This is a genomic window from Pseudoalteromonas sp. CO342X (assembly GCF_004208915.1).
In the GTDB taxonomy this organism is placed as follows: domain Bacteria; phylum Pseudomonadota; class Gammaproteobacteria; order Enterobacterales; family Alteromonadaceae; genus Pseudoalteromonas; species Pseudoalteromonas maricaloris.
Window position 1 is genome coordinate 1 of the sequence record NZ_SGPH01000035.1, and the last position, 17,545, is coordinate 17,545.

Here is a 17,545-nt window from a genome sequence, read left to right on the forward strand (position 1 = left end):
TTTCTCTTAAGTTTTCAAAACTAAGTTTTACTTGACGCTAACTCGTTGCTGCTTTGCTTTTCAGCGTAGTGCCCCGTGTCAGTGGGGTCGCATTATAGGGCGATCCGATTTTAGTGCAACCCTTTTTTTAAAGAAAATTGCGAAAAAACGTTTGTTCGAGCAAAAAGAAAACAATCCGAATATAGAACAAACAAAAACACCCGCATTAGGCGGGTGTTTTACTATATTTAGGCTCGGATAAAGTCTATAAATTAAAACTTATACTCGATACCTAAGCCTAGATAATCCTTTTCTACTTGGTTGTCTGCATCAAATGTTGAGTAGAAACCATAAACCTTCGCGTTTTTAGCAAGCTTGTAATCAACACCGACAGAAACACCATCTACTTTGTCACCGGCATCGAAGTCAATAACTTGATACTGCGCTTTCAATGTCGCATTGCCCAATTTGTACGCTGCATTTAGCAAGTACCCATCGGCCTCTGCACTTCCATCCACCTTTTCTTGTGTCTGGTACATTGCACCAAGTTTGAAGTCAGCTACCTTACCTTGAACAGTGAAACGAACCGTATCATAGCCATTTACTTCGCTATCTGCCGCAATCGCTGCATAGATAGCTGACTCTTTCAATCCAGCATCGCCGTATGTTAGCGCAGTAGAGAAACCGTTTTCACCTTCTTCGCTGTCTTCAGCAATAAAGCTTCCTAGTACTCTAAAGCCATTAAAGCTTGGCGACTTGTAGGAAATTGAATCACCTAAGCGGTTTTCGCCTTTAAAGAGTACCTTAATGTCACCCTCAAGGTCGTTGAACTGGTCTAACTTACCTTGAGACTGTTTTAATGCTGTGTCATTACGGCCGATAACCACTTCACCGAAGTTACCTTTTAAACCCACGTACTGATTACGTGCAGTAATATTGTCTTTATCACCTTTTGAATCAGCGTCAGAGACATCTACTTGGAACTCAAGCTTATAAATAACTTCTAAACCAGAGTCTAATTTCTCAGAACCTTTGAAACCAAAGCGAGAGGCGTTACTTTTAATTTCAGTAACTGAACCTGCACCATCGTCAGAAGATTGTACCGATACATTCGCTTTACCATAAACATCTACTTCAGCGTTTGCTTGAAAAGTGAATGCACTTAGTAATGATAGCGCTAAAGCAGTCTTAGTTAGTTTCATGTGTATTTCCTCAATATCGCAACACGTATTTTCAAAACACGCGCAGTTTGACACTGGTAAATGACAAAAATATTACACATAAAATATTTCTGAAAATAAAATGACACCCAACTTTAAGAAATGCGTCACAAAAGATTCATTATAAGAATTACTTCACCGCCCCCAGTAAATTTACGATGGTTTCTATTTGCTCTAGTTGGTCGTTGTCTTTGTGATATGCCACAAATATCTCTCTTGAGTTACTTTCTACTTCATCAACTTGAGTCAACCTTCCAGCCTCAATGGACTCTAACGCTAACGCTTCTGGCACAAATGCAGAGCCACCACACTGAAGAATAAGATCGAGTGCTATTCTGCCGGTGCTGGTTCTAAAATAAGGAGGGGTTGCGCCAGTGAACTGTTTTGCATGCCATAGAGAAAAAGCAGTTCCCCAATCAACATAAACATACTGGTTGTCAAAAAAATCTTCCTTTGTTGCGTTATCAAAAGTGCTTACAGGAATAATAGCAAGATCGCTGATCGGCTTAACAACCAGTTCATCCACTTTTGGCGGATCGAACAGAACAGCGAGATCCAGTGTTCGCTCTAATAATAGTCGCGTGCTTTCTTGCTGTGCTTTCACTTCAGCAACAAGCGATACTCCGGGCATAGCGGATACAATATGGTTAATCCCGAATTGTAAAAATGCGTCCCAAATATTAGCCGTGCCACTCAGTGACAATTGCTTGTGCATATTGTTTGCGAGTGCAACATCAACTTTGGCGCGCTGCATCCCAGTTAAGATCATTTTGGCGTGTGGTAACAACCTTTCACCTGGCGCAGTTAACTGAATATTGTTACGCTGGCGAATAAAAAGATTCACCCCTAAACTTTGCTCAAGCTGGCGGATCCTAAAACTTACAGCTGACTGAGTGATGTATAAATTTTCTGCCGCTCGACCGAAGTGACGGGTTTTGACAACTTCGACAAAAGTTTTTAATAGATCTATGTCCATTTTTCTTCCTGACGATAAAAATTACTCGTTTAAAAAATTATAAAACTTGGTCCATACTCCAGCCAGATAATCTTAGAGGACTCAGTTATGGATCATAATTTAGCGACTTTGAAAAATGCATTTGCAAGCCCCAGAGCCTTTTATGATGACGCCAACTTCCCTAGAGGATTCGGACGCAGTGGTCACTTCACGCTACAAGAAGCCGAAATTCTTGAACGCTGTGGTGCCACATTAAGAAGCTTATACAGCAAAGCAGAAGAACCTCAAAACAGTTTCCAATCCCAGTTTGTTCAGGTAATGGAAGGGTTAATTCCTCCAACTAACGCTGTAGAAAAAGCCTGGACCAAATATTTGAAGCATACTACGTGTAAGACAAAGTTTCACACGCTATTTGGACGCTCTAAAGTTCAAAACGATGGTAGCGTGGTGATCCCGGTAGATATTGACGACGAGCTATAAGCGAAATCGTCTAAATCCTATCAAGCTTAGACGCCAACAGAGTAACCTTATTTCTGTCGTTGGTGTCTAAGCACTTCTATTATCAATCCCATTTCAATCTCGATTACCTCATCCCCCCCCTATCTTTCTCGTATTTTGTTCTTAGTCGTTATCTGTTTATTAGCACAAGCATTGCAATTAAGCGCAGTTAGGTTAAGAATTAGTAAAACAGGAAATGATTGGCGAAGGTTGTGTTACGGAAAATCTTAATCATTGAAGACACCCCCACCATTGCGAAGGTGCAAAAGCATATTGCAACCACTGTGGGATATCATGTAGATATTGCAGAGTCTTTGGCTGAAGCCAAAGCATTATTATCACAGCACGACTATTTTTGTGCCGTGGTAGATTTTGTGTTACCTGATGCGCCGCTTGGAGAAGCTATTCCTTGCACGGTTAAAGCTGATATACCTACCATAGTGATGACTGGTAACCTTGAAAGTCAGACTCGCTCAATCGTTGAGCAATACCCCATCATCGACTATATCACCAAGGAAAATAAACAAGCCTATCATTATTTACGTCGCCAATTAGAACGCCTGCCAAGAAATGAAAATGTCAGAGTACTGGTTGTGGACGACTCTATTTCGTCGAGACACTATGTCTCAGCACTCCTAACTCGCCATAAATATCAGGTACTAGAAGCCTGTGATGGCATAGAGGCACTCGCGGTATTAAAAGACAATCCGGATATTTCAGTGATCATTACCGACAATGAAATGCCAAATATGCGAGGCGAAGAGTTATGTATCGAAATTAGGCGACTCTACACTGATGATGATAAAGCGATAATTGGTATATCTGGAGTTGAAACCGAAAATTTATCTACACGATTTTTGAAAAATGGTGCTAATGACTATCTCAGAAAACCCTTTAACGCTGAAGAGTTTTACTGCCGTCTTAGCCAGAACGTCGATATGCTAGAACATATTCAAACGATACGCCGACAAGCAAATACAGACTATCTAACCAGCTTGCCAAATCGACGCTACTTTTTCGATACCGTAAAGAAAAGCCTAAAAGCAAGACATAAAAAGGAGCTCTACGGGCTGATCGCTATGATAGATATAGATCATTTTAAGCAAGTAAATGACAAATATGGCCATGAAGGCGGCGATGCAGTGCTTGAGTCAATTGGCCAAGCGTTTGCTCAATTCTTTCCCAATGATTTAGTCGCTCGATTAGGCGGCGAAGAGTTTGCGATATATTTTAAAGATACGGTGGCTGATCATTGCAAAGAAAGACTGGAGTGCTTCAGAGAATATTTAGAGCAAAGTAGTAACGAACTGACTGAACAGCGGATCTCGTTTACTGTTTCAATGGGACTTGCCGCTCAGGTGACTACGGACATAGAAAGCCTGATAAAACAAGCCGATGAGCGTTTATATCAGGCGAAAGCTTCGGGAAGAAACCGCTTAGTTCACTAAGCGCTTTCTTTTATCTCGATAAGAATCAAAGCTAAACATCACCAGCGCGCCCCAAATAAAGGCAAACGTTATTGCTCGTTCTGCATCAAAGGCTTCCCCATAAAAGAGTACCGCCAATATGAACATTAAGCTCGGCCCGATATATTGAAAAAAGCCAAGTGTCGTGTAGGGTATCCGTTTTGCTGCTGCGGTAAAGCATAACAAAGGCAAAGTTGTCACCACACCCGCACTTATCAATAGCGTGTTGGTATACCAATCATTATTCCAAAGGTTGCTTGTGGCACTCGGCTCAACCCACCACCAATAAGCCAGTGCAATTGGGGTGAGAATAAGGGCTTCCACCAGCAATCCCGGAAGCGATTCAACCGCTAAAGTCTTACGTAACAATCCATATATCGCAAACGATCCCGCCAGAGAAAACGCAATGACAGGGAATGAGCCAAAACTAATTAACTGTAATACCACACCCACTATCGCTAATAGCACAGCAAACTTTTGCGCCGTTCTCAACCTTTCCGATAAGAACAGCATTCCCAATAGCACGTTAAGTAATGGGTTGATGTAATAACCCAAACTCGCGTCTAACATAAAGCCGTTATTCACTGACCAAATAAATAAACCCCAGTTAAAACCCAACAGCAACGCAGTGAGTGTCAACATCGCCAGCAACTTTGGATTAGCCAGTATGGCCTTAATTTTGGGCCATTGCTGCTTTGCCAGCACAATTAGTGCAATAAAAAATACAGACCATACAACGCGATGAATGAGTATCTCAATCGCGTCGACATGGACGAGTTGCTTAAAATAGATGGGTGCAAGTCCCCACATAAAAAAGGCGAGTACAGCGAGTAAATGGCCTTTCTTTTGTTCTTCAATCACGGGCGTTTAACCTTTGGAGGGATCAACTAAGAGGTCAATCATTATACTCATTTTTACTAATCACGGCGATGAAAGTTCGATGAATTCACAATCACAAAGTTTAAAGCCTACAAGTGCTCAAAACTTATTCAAGTCTCTTAAGATTAGATAAAAAGCAAAGACAAGGTTCAAAAAAAGCTCTAAAATGACGCCGATGGATACCCTCGTAAGCACCCCAATTAACGACCCTCATTCAGTACTGAAAGATGTGTTTGGCTACAGTACGTTTAGAGATGGTCAGCTTGATATTATTCAGTCTAGCTTAGCTGGTCAGGATACGCTTGTACTACTGCCTACCGGCGGCGGTAAATCACTCTGTTACCAAGTCCCTGCAGTATTATTGTCAGGCGTGACAATTGTTATATCGCCACTTATCTCATTAATGCAAGATCAGGTCGCGCAGTTAAAAGCACAAGGCATAGCCGCAGAATATATCAACAACAGCGTCGCTTGGGAGCAGCAAAGAGATACCTATGACGCGCTTTTCCAAGGTCGTTTAAAGCTGTTGTACGTTGCACCAGAAAAGGCCTTACAACGAGACTTTATTGAACGCATATCCAACTGTAACATCAGTTTGTTTGCCATTGATGAAGCCCATTGTGTATCCCATTGGGGACATGACTTTAGACCGCACTATTTTCGTTTAAAAGAATTACGTCAACATTTTCCGTCTGTTCCGATGATGGCATTAACCGCAACGGCTGATTTAGCAACACGAAAAGATATTGTCCAGCAATTAGGTATGCAAGCACCATTTATCTATACCGGTAGCTTTGACAGACCCAATATTCGTTACACCATCGAAGAAAAGTTCAAACCCCTGCCTCAATTGATCCGCTATTTAAAAGAGCAAAAGGGGCAAAGTGGCATAATCTATTGTGGTAGCCGTAAACGTGTTGATGATATTGCCGAAAAGCTGATTGATGCCGGGTTTAATGCAGCTGGTTATCACGCAGGTCTAGATAATGATCAGCGCCAGTTTGTACAAAACCGCTTCGCCCGAGATGACATTCAAATCGTAGTTGCAACCGTTGCTTTTGGGATGGGGATCAATAAACCCAACGTGCGATTTGTGGTTCACTATGATATTCCTAAAAGTGTAGAAGCGTATTATCAAGAAACCGGCCGTGCAGGGCGAGATAGCTTAGCTGCTGAAGCCATTATGTACTTTGATCCTGCAGATATTCCCCGCGTTAGACGCTTTTTTGAAGATATTCCAGACGAGCAACGTCGTAAGGTCGAAGAACAGCGCTTTCAGGCGATGTCGAGTTTTGCTGAAGCGCAAACCTGTCGTCGTCAAATTTTGCTCAATTACTTCAGCGAATATCAACGTGAAGCATGCGGTAACTGTGATATTTGCCTTAATCCACCGAAACAATTTGATGGCACATTAGTTGCCCAACAAGCGTTATCGTGCGTATACCGCGCAGAGCAACGCTTTGGCATTGGTTACATTGTGGATATTTTGCGTGGGGCAAATACCGCAAGGATCAGAGAACAAAACCACCATACCCTCTCAACCTATGGGATCGGGAAAGAGCACAGCAATGAATTTTGGCTGAGTATCTTACGTCAATTGATCCATCATGGTTTATTGAGTCAAGATATTACTCAAGGCGCAACGCTTAGATTAACAGAAGCCGCCCGCGCCGTACTTCGCGGCGAATATGTGCTGCAACTCGCAGAACCAAGACTTGTAGCTAAGCATGTCTATCAAGATAAACTGGCTCAGTTTAATTACGATAAGAAGCTATTTGCTAAGCTTCGTGCACTCAGAAAGCAGCTCGCAGATGAAGATGATGTACCGCCGTATGTTGTATTTAACGACCGAACATTGGCTGAAATGGCACAAAGAACGCCAACAACTGATAGTGAGTTTTTGCAAGTGTCTGGTGTCGGTTTTACTAAGCTCAGCAAGTACGGTGCCCCTTTCATGCAGCTCATTCGCAATTATTTGGAAAGAGAATAATGACTACACTCACTTTGGATAATTCACACGAGGTGATTATCGTCAGCTGTGAAATTACACCTCAAGACGATGAATTTGAACTTTGGGGGCAAATATTCTTACATCAAGATGAGATTCAATTAATTGAATTCTCTGCTGGAGCGGATAGACATCAGTGGCGTTTTTCATATAAAAGCTGTAATTTTAATTTAAATTTTGAACATTACAGTGAGAGTGTGTGGATAGCTCCTGATGGCGTTGATGCCTTTGAACTCCTACCTTTCCTACGCCAACAACTTTCTCGTTAAGTCCACATAAAGCTCTTTAAGTCTATAAATATTATTACTTTTGTTGCAGAACTAAAGCAAGCTGCAACAATATAATCCATACTAAAGGAATATTAGACTTAAAGGCTCTGTGATGAATGTAAAGAGGATTTCGTGTAATAGTATTGTGCTAATGTGTAGCCTAAATGCAGCTGCGCAAGCTGAAAAAGTGCCTGCTGTTGATTTTGCTAATAGCTGTGGTAATAACCGAGTTGAAGCACAAAGCGACCAAAATCTTTCACGCCAGCTAGACAGCAAACAAGCCTATCCTGAGCCTGCAGAAGGTAAAAAGGTCGTCGCTATCACTCTAAAACAACTTAATGTTTTCGATACCGATAAACCTGAAGAAGACAATGCCCTATTCCGATTTGCCAACCGTTATCATATTCAAACCAAGCCCGAAGTATTAAAAAGCGTGCTCCTATTTCAGGAAGGGGATGCTTACAACCCAAGAAAACTCAGTGAATCCGAGCGACTCCTTCGCAATCAATCATACCTATATGATGCTCGTATCTATGCAGTGGAAAACTGTGATGGTGATATTTTAGTTACGGTTGTAACGCGGGATCTTTGGACACTATTGCCCGATTTAAGCTTTAGTCGTAGTGGCGGGGAAAATACTTCTCGAATTGGGTTTAGAGAAAGTAATTTATTTGGCTGGGGAAAGCGCCTTTCTTTTACCCACATACAAGAGGTCGACCGCTCTGGTTATCAGTTTGTCTATGATGACCCTAATATTTTAAACTCAAGATATCGTGGTCGCGTAGAATATTCAGATAATGACGATGGTGAACGCCACTATATCGATGTGAGCTATCCATTTTTTGCAACCGATACCCCATATAGTTATGGTTTTACGAGTTATTCCGACAAACGCGAAGAACCCATATATTCTGAAGGTGAAACAATCTCAGAGTTCAGTCAATCCACGGATGTCACGCAAGTCTACTTCGGACACTCAAAAGCGCTATCGGGCAGTTGGACTCGCCGTCTCATCGCAGGCGTTAGACATGAGCAACATACCTTTCGTGAGATAGCTGATACCACTTTACCCATTGCACAAGATAGAACGCTCACCTACCCTTATGTTCAAGCTCAGTGGTTTGAAGATTCCTATGTAAAGGTACGCAATTTCGACTCGATTTATCGTACAGAGGATCTTAATTTAGGTTGGAATATTAATGCTCTATTTGGCTATTCAGCCGAATCTTGGAGTGACGATACTGAGCGTCTTGTCTATTCATTTTCTGCCAATACAGCGCACTACACCTCAGATCACAGCTTATGGCGTTTTTATTTTGATGTTAGTGGCAACTGGAACAAAGACACAGATAAAACCGAAAACCTAATAGCGAAAACGACCTTTCAATACTATTTAAATACCAGCTTGTATGAGTCTTGGTTTATCAATGCAAGCTATACCTATGGAAATAACCTAACCTTTGATAATCAAATTACGTTAGGGGGGGAAACCGGGCTTCGCGGATACCCAATAAAATATCAACAAGGTAGCCGCAGTATGCTACTCAATATCGAAAAGCGATATTACTGGGAATATGACTTACTGCGCCTATTCAAAATTGGCGGTGCGGCCTTTTTTGACGTAGGTCGCGCATACCACTCTCATCTGCCGATTGAAGCAGATGAATCAGTCCTAAAAAATGTCGGCATTGGTTTACGTTTAGCACCTAGCCGAGCCAATTCAGATATCATGGTTCATATTGATTTAGCCGCGCCAATTAATGGCCCGGATAACGTCGATAGCGTACAGTGGCTATTAACCGTAAAAAATCGCTTTTAACGGTGTCGCGCACCAATAAACATGATATAAAGCAGAAAAAATTTCTTAGGATACGATTTTGCATTTGTTAGATTTCGCACTCAGTCAATACAAGCTAATTGTAACTTTAGTGGCACTATTATCCTTCCCACTATTGATGAAAGCGTGTTGCAAACTCTTAGAAAAAGTAACACGCGGAAAAATAGACTCTCATCGTAAACAACGTGCCGACTTACTCGTTCGTGTACTCGTTGCCTTTGTATTCGTCTGTTTTATGCTCGTATTCTGGGGCATAGAACTTCGTGGTTTACTGGTGCTTGGTTCATCGTTATTTGCGATGCTTGGTGTTGCCATGTTTGCCGCTTGGTCATTACTTTCCAATCTGACTTCGTTTTTACTTATGTTTATTCAAAACGATTATCGCGTTGGGAATTGGGTAAGAATTGTCGACGGTGCAAACTTTGTTGAAGGCTGCATTGTAGAGATGGGATTGATGAGTGTAGTACTGCGCCATGTTGACGGCCATAAGGTCGTATATCCTAACAACTTGTTTGTTACTCGACCCGTTATGGTGCTTAGTCAGGAACCAGCTAAACCTAAACAGGTTCCAACGCCAAGAAGAACATTAGGCCCTAAGAAATAGGGCCTATATCGTCAATAAAAGTTTCTAGCTGTTGTTCAACAATGCTATTTGCATGTGCAAAGTAAGCCAAATGAAAAACTGCGTCTCCTTCATTCACCAAAGGTAGCATTTGTTGGCCAATTACTATCCCACTACGAGGCGCGATAATCGCTTCTTCGCTTTGACCTAATGGACTGTCTATATAAGCCAAGATTTGACCTTTTGATACGCGTTCCCCCAAGTTAACTTGTGCTCGAACAATACCATCAACGTCTGCACGCACCCAACTTGTTGCAGCCGCGATAACTGCGTCATGACGTTGTTTCCTGCGACGTCCACGCAGCATTCTGAGTTTACGCATGACATTTTCAACCCCCTGCAATCCAGCAGCAATGGCCAATGAGTCAAACCGCAACGCTTCTCCCGCCTCATAGGTGATAACAGGAATGTCCAATCCCGCCGCTTCACTTCGCAACGAGCCGTTACGCAGTCGCGCATCTATCGCAACCGGCGTACCAAACGCCATCGCCATTTCTTTGGTCATTTCGCAGGACAAGTCACCACGGATCTGCGGTAAATTAGAGCGATGAATCGCGCCGGTATGTAAATCGATAATATGGGTGCATTTCTTTACCACCAAATCGAAAAACATAGATGCCATTCGAGCCCCTAGCGAGCCTTGCTCAGAACCTGGAAAACAGCGGTTTAGGTCTCGTCTATCAGGTAAATAGCGAGACTTATGAATAAAACCAAAGATATTTACGATAGGCACCGCTATCAAGGTGCCACGTAGCGTCGCCGCATCGACTTTACTTAATAGCTGACGCACAACCTCTACGCCATTCAATTCATCACCATGAATTGCGGCACAGACCAAAAGTACCGGCCCGGCCTCTGCGCCATTAACGACTTCAATCGGAATGGTCATTGGTGTGTGAGTGTAGAGCTTGGCCACTTCCAACTGGACAGTCTGCCTTTCAGCAACACCCACTCGTGTATCTAATAACGTAAAGGGTTGGTTGATTTTAACCTTTGCCACGTGTAGCAGTCCTTTTCGCCGCTGCATTTTTCTCGATAAAGGAGATTATCAAGCTAGCTATGTCTTTACCTGTTGCCTTTTCAATGCCCTCAAGGCCCGGAGATGAGTTCACTTCCATCACCAAAGGACCACGCTCTGAACGCAATAAATCTACACCGGCAACATTTAGGCCCATGGCTTTTGCTGCAGCAATTGCAGTGCGGCGCTCTTCCGGAGTGATTTTTACCAATGTCGCAGAACCACCACGATGCAGATTTGAACGGAATTCGCCCTCTTGCGCTTGACGCTTCATCGCGGCAATGACACGGTCGCCGATAACGAAACAGCGAATGTCCGCACCACCAGCTTCTTTAATATACTCTTGCACCATGATGTTGGCTTTTAAGCCCATAAATGCTTCGATAACGCTTTCCGCCGCTTTTCGTGTCTCAGCTAACACCACACCAATACCTTGTGTGCCTTCTAGTAGCTTGATCACAACCGGTGTGCCGCCAACCATTTCCAGTAAGTCTTTAACGTCATCAGGCTTACTGGCAAAGCCTGTGATTGGCATGCCTACGCCTTTTCTTGACAGTAACTGTAATGAACGCAACTTATCTCTTGAGCGAGTGATTGCAACAGACTCATTCAATGGGTAAACCCCCATCATTTCAAACTGTCTGAGTACCGCACAACCATAAAACGTCACAGAGGCACCAATTCGCGGAACAATCGCATCAAAGCCGCTCAACTGCTGTCCCTTAAAGTGAATTTCAGGCTCGCTACTATTGATATTCATATAACAACGTAGCGCGTCAATAACCTCAACTTCATGCCCACGCTGCTCTGCCGCTTCAATTAAACGACGTGTTGAATACAAAGATTGATTCCTTGAAAGAATGCCAATTTTCATGATTTATCCGTTTTATTACTTAAGTATGACTGTTCTGGATCAACAAGGATGCGGCCTCGCATCGCCGTACGGCCCAGTAACATTCTAAATTTCATGGTTTCTCTATTGCTTAGCGTGATTTCAATTGGCCAAGCCTGATTGCCGATAGTTAAATTTGTTTCTATTACATAACGTAGTTCTTTATGACCGCCTGAATCGGTAACAACGCGCTCATCTACTACTTTTGCTTCACTACAGACTTCATAGTCGGTATTGTCTTGTTTGGGATGGATCCAAAACCTTACCCAAAGTTCATCTTGTTCTGTTTTGAAAGGCTCAACCTTAAAAGCATGCAGACATGATGTTCTTGCTCCAGTATCTACTTTCGCTTTGATTTTTTCGATACCTAAATCGGGTAAGGAAAGCCACTCTCTCCAACCAACTGTGATCATATTATGCTCTCGTACAAAATGAGTTCGGACTTATACGCTGATTCAAGTCACTTGAAAAACAAAATAAATTTATCCTAAAGATAAAAACGCTCTGTTAAGCCAAGCACCTTAACTTACAGTAACACCACTTACACATTTTTCAAGGTAAAGCCCTATACTGAGCTAAAGTAAAATAGAGTATTCAAACAATTTATTTCATCGCCAAGATTTTTAAATGAATTTGAAAATTAAATTATCTATGTCAGTCTTGGGACAAACTTTTTAATAGGAATTAGCTATGACTGGATTACTCCATGCGTTTGTGCTCGACGGTCAAGGTGGCGGTAGGCTACTTTGCGATCTGAGTGAAGTAAAATCCGTAATTCACAAGGAGCCACTTTGGCTCCATTTTGACTACAGCTTCGACGAAACGACCGAATGGCTGAAGCAGCAAACGTTTTTGGATGACTGGGAAAGAGAAGCGCTAACCGCAGATGAAACCCGTCCGAGAACGGCTAATGGCGATGAAGGTTTGCTAGTGTTCTTGCGTGGCGTGAACCTTAACCCCAAGCAAAGCCCTGAAGACATGGTTTCTATTCGCTGTTTTGCAAACGATAAACTACTTATCACCTGTCGTAAGCGCCATATTATGTCTGCCCAAGATATGCTGGCATCGCTTAAAAAGGGTCAAGGCGCAAAAAGTATCGGTGAGTTACTGTCTACATTGGTGATGCGACTTTCTGTGCGAATGCAAGACATCATCTGGCAAATAGAAGAACAGCTTGATGAATTTGAAGATGCGATGGAAAGCAGTGAGCAGCTGCCAAACTATCAGCAACTTTCAACATTAAGAAGGCAAACCATTGGTTTAAAACGCTATCTTAAGCCACAAAAGCTTGCTATTAGCGAACTGCTATTGGCAAAGATTGCTTGGCTAGATGAAGATCATCGACACATGATTGAAGAGGCGAGCAATGCCTTAAGTCGATATATCGAAGAATTAGAGGCAGCGATTGAGCGTGCACAAGTGATCCAAAATGCGATCACCAACCATCAAAATGAACAGTTAAACCAAAGAATGTACGTGATGTCCGTCGTTGCAGCGTTATTCTTACCACTTGGATTTTTAACAGGCTTGTTAGGGGTGAATATTGGCGGTATTCCTGGCACTGAATGGGGTGGCGCATTTGCCTTTTTTGTTATTATGTTGGTGGTACTAACTGGTGGTATTGGGGTGTACTTTAAACGCAAAGGCTGGTTGTAAGTAGGATTAAGCATTGGCGCTCTCGCTAGGGATCGAACCTAGAACTCAGCCTCCGGAGGGCTACGTGATATCCATTTCACCACGAGAGCGTCGGCAATATAATAATGCTAAGTGCAGGCAATTGCCAGACAATGTTTGCTATATGACTAATTAGTAACCTATTTTTTAAAAAAAGCTGTACTTTGGGCAAAAAACCAGTTATTCAACTATGCTTTGAAAATAATAAAATAGACTGATATTGCTGCCCGTTCAGAAATATCGCGATACATCATTGAGGATCCCAAATATGACACCGATGACAACAGAGCAAGTTGCAGAGTTTCTTGACGTAAAGGTTGAGCGCGTAAGACGCCTCGCACGAGAAAACTTGCTAGTCGCCAAAGACACTGATGCCAATGGCGAACCTATCTTTGACAAAGCCGATGTTGAAAAATACAAAGAGCTAGCACAGCGACTGGGTGGGATTTAAACTACCCAATAGTGATGGCCAGTAATGTGATCAAGGAATATCACATACTACTGGCTCAGCTTGTAGCTACAGTATCCACTGCTTCAGTAACTGCCTAAGCTTTTCGGCTTCTATCATTACGCCGCGCTGCTCGTACCATTGGATGCTAACAATCAAATAAATTTGGCAAAATACCGTCAGTTTAGCTTGAGCGTATGAAGGCATGGCTTGCCGCTTTAGAGAAAAGTAAGACTCAACTACCGTAAGTGCTGCTTCAACACCACAGCTAAAACTACACACCAGCGCTGCTAAATCAAAAAAGATGTCACTATGACAAGCATACTCAAAGTCGATTAACCGAATCCCCTCTGGGCTTTGAATAATATTGCTCATGACTAAGTCATTATGGCAAAACGCCTGATCCACGGGTAAAGAAGCTAAGCTTTCGATAAGCCATTCGATATCAACTAAGTGACGCAATTTCTCATCAATAGCCTGAACATAACCGACTAGGTCCAGCACCTCGTATACTTCAAGCTCTAAGCTATGCACCTGAATAACTTGTGCTAACAACGCAATATTTAACTTTGGCTCAGCACACACTTCTGGCATAAAGGTGAATAGTGCCATACGAGTGCGTAGGTCGTACTGCAGTACTTTAGAAGTAATGCCTTGCTGTGCTAACTCATTCTGTGCTTTTAGTGCCTCAGTAGGAATACCATGGCTATAGCATTTTAATAGGTAGCTTTCGCCCTTACTCACCATCAGGTAATTATTGTTACTCACACCTTTAGTTAGCTTTTCTAATCGCTCAGCTGAAACCTTGAATACGGTATCCACCTTTACTTTTAATTTTTCAAGCTCAGAGTGCTGCAAGCGTCTTTCCTTGCTTAGCTTCATATTCTTCGTACCAACGCTTGTAGCCCCAACACGCCATCAAGGTGTAGAAAATAAATAGTACCAGCGTAGGATAGAAACCTTTAAGGTAATAAAGGTAGATGGAGGCTGCATCAATCACGACCCAATATAACCAGTTTTCAAGAATTTTCTTAGCCACTAAATAGGTCGTCACCACCGCAAAGCACGTGGTAAAGCTATCTAAATAGGCGAGATCTGCTGCCATATAATGCTTGGTGAAATACCCGAGCACAACGGAAACCACTGAAGTGATAACAATGATTGAAAGATGTTTTGATAACGACCAAGAAACAATATCACTGGGCTTGTTTTTGTCACCCTGACGCCACATCCACCAGCCAACAACGGCCATGACCATATAGTAAAAGTGCAGTAGTGATTCCATCACTAGTGCTCCGTTCCAGTACAGCACGGTATAGATGAAGGTGTTAATAAAGGCCACTGGCCAACACCAAATATTCTCTCGAATTGCCAGCAGTAAATAAGCTACAGCCAGCACCACAGCGATATACTCCCAACTCGACATCGCTGTGAACCCTGCAAAGGTTTCAGTAAACCAGTCCATTAATCGTAGGCACTATCAGCTGGAGATAAATCGCCTGAGATAAACTTACAAACAAAAATACATTTTCCGTAAGCTTCAAATGAGTGTTTCATTTCTTGATTCAATACTGAGGTCACTAAATCAAATTCACCAAAGACCTGAGTTGACATCGTATTTGTGATCACCTTGATCCCTTCATGCTCATTCAGCCTATCAATAAAACCTTTAATAAAAGGGATATAGTCTTGGTGCAGTGGGTATTTGCTTATTTCAACAGAAACTTGCATGGGCGCTCCTTACAAATGGCAGCCGATTATTAATATTGCTGGTTTAGATTTTCCCCACCGGTAAAATCCGATTTTGGGGTATAGTTAATCCAATCTTGCTGATAGATAATTTTACCTTTTTCGTCAAACTTTAGCACTATCAGAAATCGCCAAGGCCCTAACTCGCGTGACGCATAATTAAAGCGATTAAAAACGCCTCTAGCAACCACAGTTCTAGTCGTGCTATCGACTATCTTATCTTCTACCACTAAGACGGGTTGTTCATCCAGCACAGCAAAATTCCCAGCAGACCAATTTAAAAAAGCCGTAATCTGATCTTTACCTTGTGCCTTATGGCCAAAAACCATATCTTCCAGCACGGCATCTTCGGCATAGAACTCGATAAACTGAGTAAAGTTCTGCCTCTGAGCATAGGTATTAAAGTAAGCATCGGCATGGCTGATGAATGTATCTTTCTTACTGATATTAACCGAGTTATTACAACCACTCAGTATTAATATAAAGAATAACAAGAACCTATAGCGCATCATAGCCACTCCAAAAGCCGTATTAATCGAGTATAAAAAAAGCGCCTGTAGCGCTTAATTCGACGATGATAAAATGTGTATTTTTATACTGTCACTATACCCAATGGTTTAGCGGTTTTCCACGCTCCACGGGTAAAGTCTGGAATACTCAATGATTCACTGCGATTAGCCACTGACTGAGCCGATAACGGAGAAATTACCGACCAAGCTGCACCGTCGTATACGTCTTGATCTAGCGCTTCACCATTGCGCAGGCAATAGATCATGCGCCAGAACATTAAAAAGTCCATACCACCATGACCACCATTGCGCTGTGCTTCTTCACCCATTTTCGTCCAAAGCGGATGGTCGTATTGTTTGTACCATGGATCCATTTCGTAATCCCATTCATGGAAACTCTTAGCACCGCCTTGCTCTAACGCGATACGATTAGGGAAACCAGCAAAGACCCCATTAGTTCCTTGAATAAGATTGTGACGAGAATAAGGCCTAGGCGTGGTCGTATCATGTTGTACCATGATACTGCGTCCTTTGATGGTCTTAATCATCGTGGTATTCATATCACCCGCAATATAATGTAGTTGATTGCGCTCATGATCTGCCGGAAATTCGCGTTTTGCATAGGCTGCACGACCTAGGGCGGGAGAACTCATAGAAGTTAAGTAATCAAAACGATCACCTCGGTTAATATTCATGTACTGAGACACTGGACCTAAACCATGAGTTGGATATAGGTTACCATCTCGCTTAGTATGCCAGTGTGTACGCCATGAGCCGGTCTTGTGCTCAATTTCCTTCATTTGCCAACGTAGCTCATGAATATATGCAGCTTCACCATGCAATAACTCACCGAATACACCTTGGCGAACCATATTCAGTACCATCAACTCATCGCGACCGTAATTGACATTTTCCATCATCATACAGTTCTTTTGCGTGCGCTCTGCGGTGTCGACTATCTGCCACATTTCTTCAACGGTCAACGCTAAAGGCACTTCAACAAAAGCGTGCTTACCACTATTCATGGTATCAATTGCCATCGGCGCGTGCCATTTCCAAGGCGTTGAAATGATAACGATGTCAATATCGTCCCGATTTAGCATTTCTTGATAAGCTAAGTCACCACCACGATACAGCGCAGGTTTCGGCAAACCTCGCTCGCGCACAAGATAGTCTGCCGATTTTTCAAGCACTTCATCATGGGTATCACAAATCGCGACAATACGTGCACCATCGATGTGACTCATGCGCTTTACATGACCATAGCCACGTTGGCCAACCCCAATAAAACCTACCCGAACCACGTCCATTTTTGGTGCTACGAGCCCAATGACAGAGCGGCCTTGTTGCTTAGGTACAATGCTATTATTTTGATTCGAGCTTGCGCACCCAGCTACTACACTCGCAGCCGCTGCCGCTCCTGCGGCTTTTAAAAAGTCGCGGCGGTTTATATTTTTCATTCTTACTCCTAAACGATACTTCTTAACAGCACTAATACTGCTCGCTATCAAGCTAACCTATC

19 protein-coding genes and 1 tRNA gene are annotated in these 17,545 nt (G+C 42.6%); 8 read left to right on the top strand and 12 right to left on the bottom strand.

What is annotated here, in order from left to right; genetic code table 11:
* Positions 1-251: 251 nt before the first annotated feature.
* Both EXT47_RS15345 and EXT47_RS15350 read right to left on the bottom strand, forming a co-directional pair.
* Entirely contained in the window at positions 252-1,181 is a 930-nt protein-coding gene (locus EXT47_RS15345; RefSeq protein ID WP_039493077.1) for a porin, read from the bottom strand.
* 148 nt (positions 1,182-1,329) lie between these two features.
* Positions 1,330-2,175, bottom strand: coding sequence for a LysR family transcriptional regulator (locus tag EXT47_RS15350; RefSeq protein ID WP_010607242.1), 846 nt, complete (start codon positions 2,173-2,175; stop codon positions 1,330-1,332).
* 87 nt (positions 2,176-2,262) lie between these two features.
* On the opposite strand from EXT47_RS15350, the gene maoP reads away from it, so the two are divergent.
* Positions 2,263-2,634 (top strand): DUF413 domain-containing protein, encoded by a 372-nt coding sequence (gene maoP / locus EXT47_RS15355; RefSeq protein WP_010607241.1) that lies wholly within the window; start codon positions 2,263-2,265, stop codon positions 2,632-2,634.
* A gap of 230 nt (positions 2,635-2,864) precedes the next feature.
* A complete protein-coding gene (locus EXT47_RS15360) occupies positions 2,865-4,100 on the top strand; it encodes a response regulator (RefSeq protein ID WP_188249515.1) in 1,236 nt (411 codons plus the stop codon).
* On the opposite strand, the gene rarD is transcribed toward EXT47_RS15360, so the two are convergent.
* On the bottom strand, positions 4,089-4,979 hold the full coding sequence (rarD, locus tag EXT47_RS15365; RefSeq protein ID WP_039493074.1) for an EamA family transporter RarD: 891 nt from the start codon (positions 4,977-4,979) through the stop codon (positions 4,089-4,091). The two genes, EXT47_RS15360 and rarD, sit on opposite strands and share 12 nt — an antisense overlap.
* Positions 4,980-5,172: 193 nt before the next feature.
* Here rarD and recQ point away from each other — a divergent pair, with 193 nt between their 5' ends.
* The 4 genes from recQ to EXT47_RS15385 all read left to right on the top strand — a co-directional run bounded on the left by recQ (position 5,173) and on the right by EXT47_RS15385 (position 9,715).
* A complete protein-coding gene (gene recQ / locus EXT47_RS15370; RefSeq protein WP_130127002.1) occupies positions 5,173-6,987 on the top strand; it encodes a DNA helicase RecQ in 1,815 nt (604 codons plus the stop codon).
* Positions 6,987-7,274, top strand: coding sequence for a DUF3630 family protein (locus EXT47_RS15375; protein ID WP_130127003.1), 288 nt, complete (start codon positions 6,987-6,989; stop codon positions 7,272-7,274). The genes recQ and EXT47_RS15375 overlap by 1 nt, the downstream gene beginning before the upstream one ends.
* A 151-nt stretch (positions 7,275-7,425) precedes the next feature.
* Positions 7,426-9,093, top strand: coding sequence for a POTRA domain-containing protein (locus tag EXT47_RS15380; RefSeq protein WP_130127004.1), 1,668 nt, complete (start codon positions 7,426-7,428; stop codon positions 9,091-9,093).
* A 58-nt stretch (positions 9,094-9,151) separates the two neighbouring features.
* Positions 9,152-9,715, top strand: a complete 564-nt coding sequence (locus tag EXT47_RS15385; protein WP_017218501.1) for a mechanosensitive ion channel domain-containing protein — start codon at positions 9,152-9,154, stop codon at positions 9,713-9,715.
* Here EXT47_RS15385 and EXT47_RS15390 read toward each other — a convergent pair.
* The 3 genes from EXT47_RS15390 to EXT47_RS15400 are packed head-to-tail and all read right to left on the bottom strand — an operon-like array spanning position 9,705 to position 12,056.
* Positions 9,705-10,733, bottom strand: a complete 1,029-nt coding sequence (locus tag EXT47_RS15390) for a succinylglutamate desuccinylase/aspartoacylase family protein (protein ID WP_010378992.1) — start codon at positions 10,731-10,733, stop codon at positions 9,705-9,707. The genes EXT47_RS15385 and EXT47_RS15390 overlap by 11 nt on opposite strands.
* Entirely contained in the window at positions 10,720-11,625 is a 906-nt protein-coding gene (gene rimK / locus EXT47_RS15395; protein WP_010378991.1) for a 30S ribosomal protein S6--L-glutamate ligase, read from the bottom strand. Before rimK ends, EXT47_RS15390 begins: the two co-directional genes overlap by 14 nt.
* Positions 11,622-12,056, bottom strand: a complete 435-nt coding sequence (locus EXT47_RS15400; protein WP_010378990.1) for an ATP-dependent zinc protease — start codon at positions 12,054-12,056, stop codon at positions 11,622-11,624. The genes rimK and EXT47_RS15400 overlap by 4 nt, the downstream gene beginning before the upstream one ends.
* 277 nt (positions 12,057-12,333) lie before the next feature.
* On the opposite strand from EXT47_RS15400, the gene EXT47_RS15405 reads away from it, so the two are divergent.
* Positions 12,334-13,299, top strand: a complete 966-nt coding sequence (locus tag EXT47_RS15405) for a zinc transporter ZntB (RefSeq protein ID WP_010607232.1) — start codon at positions 12,334-12,336, stop codon at positions 13,297-13,299.
* A gap of 14 nt (positions 13,300-13,313) precedes the next feature.
* Here the strand turns inward: EXT47_RS15405 and EXT47_RS15410 are convergent.
* Positions 13,314-13,388 (bottom strand) — tRNA-Arg (locus EXT47_RS15410).
* A gap of 197 nt (positions 13,389-13,585) precedes the next feature.
* Here EXT47_RS15410 and EXT47_RS15415 point away from each other — a divergent pair.
* Positions 13,586-13,768 carry a helix-turn-helix domain-containing protein gene (locus EXT47_RS15415; protein ID WP_010607231.1) on the top strand — a complete coding sequence of 61 codons (183 nt, stop codon included), beginning with the start codon at positions 13,586-13,588 and terminating at the stop codon, positions 13,766-13,768.
* 66 nt (positions 13,769-13,834) lie between these two features.
* On the opposite strand, the gene EXT47_RS15420 is transcribed toward EXT47_RS15415, so the two are convergent.
* The 5 genes from EXT47_RS15420 to EXT47_RS15440 all read right to left on the bottom strand — a co-directional run bounded on the left by EXT47_RS15420 (position 13,835) and on the right by EXT47_RS15440 (position 17,483).
* Entirely contained in the window at positions 13,835-14,647 is an 813-nt protein-coding gene (locus tag EXT47_RS15420; RefSeq protein WP_223193780.1) for a phosphotransferase, read from the bottom strand.
* Positions 14,610-15,230 (bottom strand): nicotinamide riboside transporter PnuC, encoded by a 621-nt coding sequence (gene pnuC, locus EXT47_RS15425; protein WP_039493061.1) that lies wholly within the window; start codon positions 15,228-15,230, stop codon positions 14,610-14,612. Before pnuC ends, EXT47_RS15420 begins: the two co-directional genes overlap by 38 nt.
* Positions 15,230-15,496 (bottom strand): YkoF family thiamine/hydroxymethylpyrimidine-binding protein, encoded by a 267-nt coding sequence (locus tag EXT47_RS15430; RefSeq protein WP_010607228.1) that lies wholly within the window; start codon positions 15,494-15,496, stop codon positions 15,230-15,232. Before EXT47_RS15430 ends, pnuC begins: the two co-directional genes overlap by 1 nt.
* 29 nt (positions 15,497-15,525) lie before the next feature.
* Positions 15,526-16,026: a nuclear transport factor 2 family protein gene (locus EXT47_RS15435; RefSeq protein ID WP_039493059.1), complete on the bottom strand. Its 501-nt coding sequence runs from the start codon at positions 16,024-16,026 to the stop codon at positions 15,526-15,528.
* An 80-nt stretch (positions 16,027-16,106) separates the two neighbouring features.
* On the bottom strand, positions 16,107-17,483 hold the full coding sequence (locus EXT47_RS15440) for a Gfo/Idh/MocA family protein (protein WP_039493056.1): 1,377 nt from the start codon (positions 17,481-17,483) through the stop codon (positions 16,107-16,109).
* Positions 17,484-17,545: the final 62 nt, after the last annotated feature.

Bases quoted from the DNA above. Each gene is read 5' to 3' on its own strand.
- EXT47_RS15345 (WP_039493077.1), bottom strand. From the start codon at position 1,181: ATGAAACTAACTAAGACTGCTTTAGCGCTATCATTACTAAGTGCATTC.
- EXT47_RS15350 (WP_010607242.1), bottom strand. From the start codon at position 2,175: ATGGACATAGATCTATTAAAAACTTTTGTCGAAGTTGTCAAAACCCGT.
- maoP (WP_010607241.1), top strand. From the start codon at position 2,263: ATGGATCATAATTTAGCGACTTTGAAAAATGCATTTGCAAGCCCCAGA.
- recQ (WP_130127002.1), top strand. From the start codon at position 5,173: ATGGATACCCTCGTAAGCACCCCAATTAACGACCCTCATTCAGTACTG.
- EXT47_RS15375 (WP_130127003.1), top strand. From the start codon at position 6,987: ATGACTACACTCACTTTGGATAATTCACACGAGGTGATTATCGTCAGC.
- EXT47_RS15380 (WP_130127004.1), top strand. From the start codon at position 7,426: ATGTGTAGCCTAAATGCAGCTGCGCAAGCTGAAAAAGTGCCTGCTGTT.
- rimK (WP_010378991.1), bottom strand. From the start codon at position 11,625: ATGAAAATTGGCATTCTTTCAAGGAATCAATCTTTGTATTCAACACGT.
- EXT47_RS15400 (WP_010378990.1), bottom strand. From the start codon at position 12,056: ATGATCACAGTTGGTTGGAGAGAGTGGCTTTCCTTACCCGATTTAGGT.
- EXT47_RS15405 (WP_010607232.1), top strand. From the start codon at position 12,334: ATGACTGGATTACTCCATGCGTTTGTGCTCGACGGTCAAGGTGGCGGT.
- EXT47_RS15415 (WP_010607231.1), top strand. From the start codon at position 13,586: ATGACACCGATGACAACAGAGCAAGTTGCAGAGTTTCTTGACGTAAAG.
- EXT47_RS15420 (WP_223193780.1), bottom strand. From the start codon at position 14,647: ATGAAGCTAAGCAAGGAAAGACGCTTGCAGCACTCTGAGCTTGAAAAA.
- pnuC (WP_039493061.1), bottom strand. From the start codon at position 15,230: ATGGACTGGTTTACTGAAACCTTTGCAGGGTTCACAGCGATGTCGAGT.
- EXT47_RS15430 (WP_010607228.1), bottom strand. From the start codon at position 15,496: ATGCAAGTTTCTGTTGAAATAAGCAAATACCCACTGCACCAAGACTAT.
- EXT47_RS15435 (WP_039493059.1), bottom strand. From the start codon at position 16,026: ATGATGCGCTATAGGTTCTTGTTATTCTTTATATTAATACTGAGTGGT.
- EXT47_RS15440 (WP_039493056.1), bottom strand. From the start codon at position 17,483: ATGAAAAATATAAACCGCCGCGACTTTTTAAAAGCCGCAGGAGCGGCA.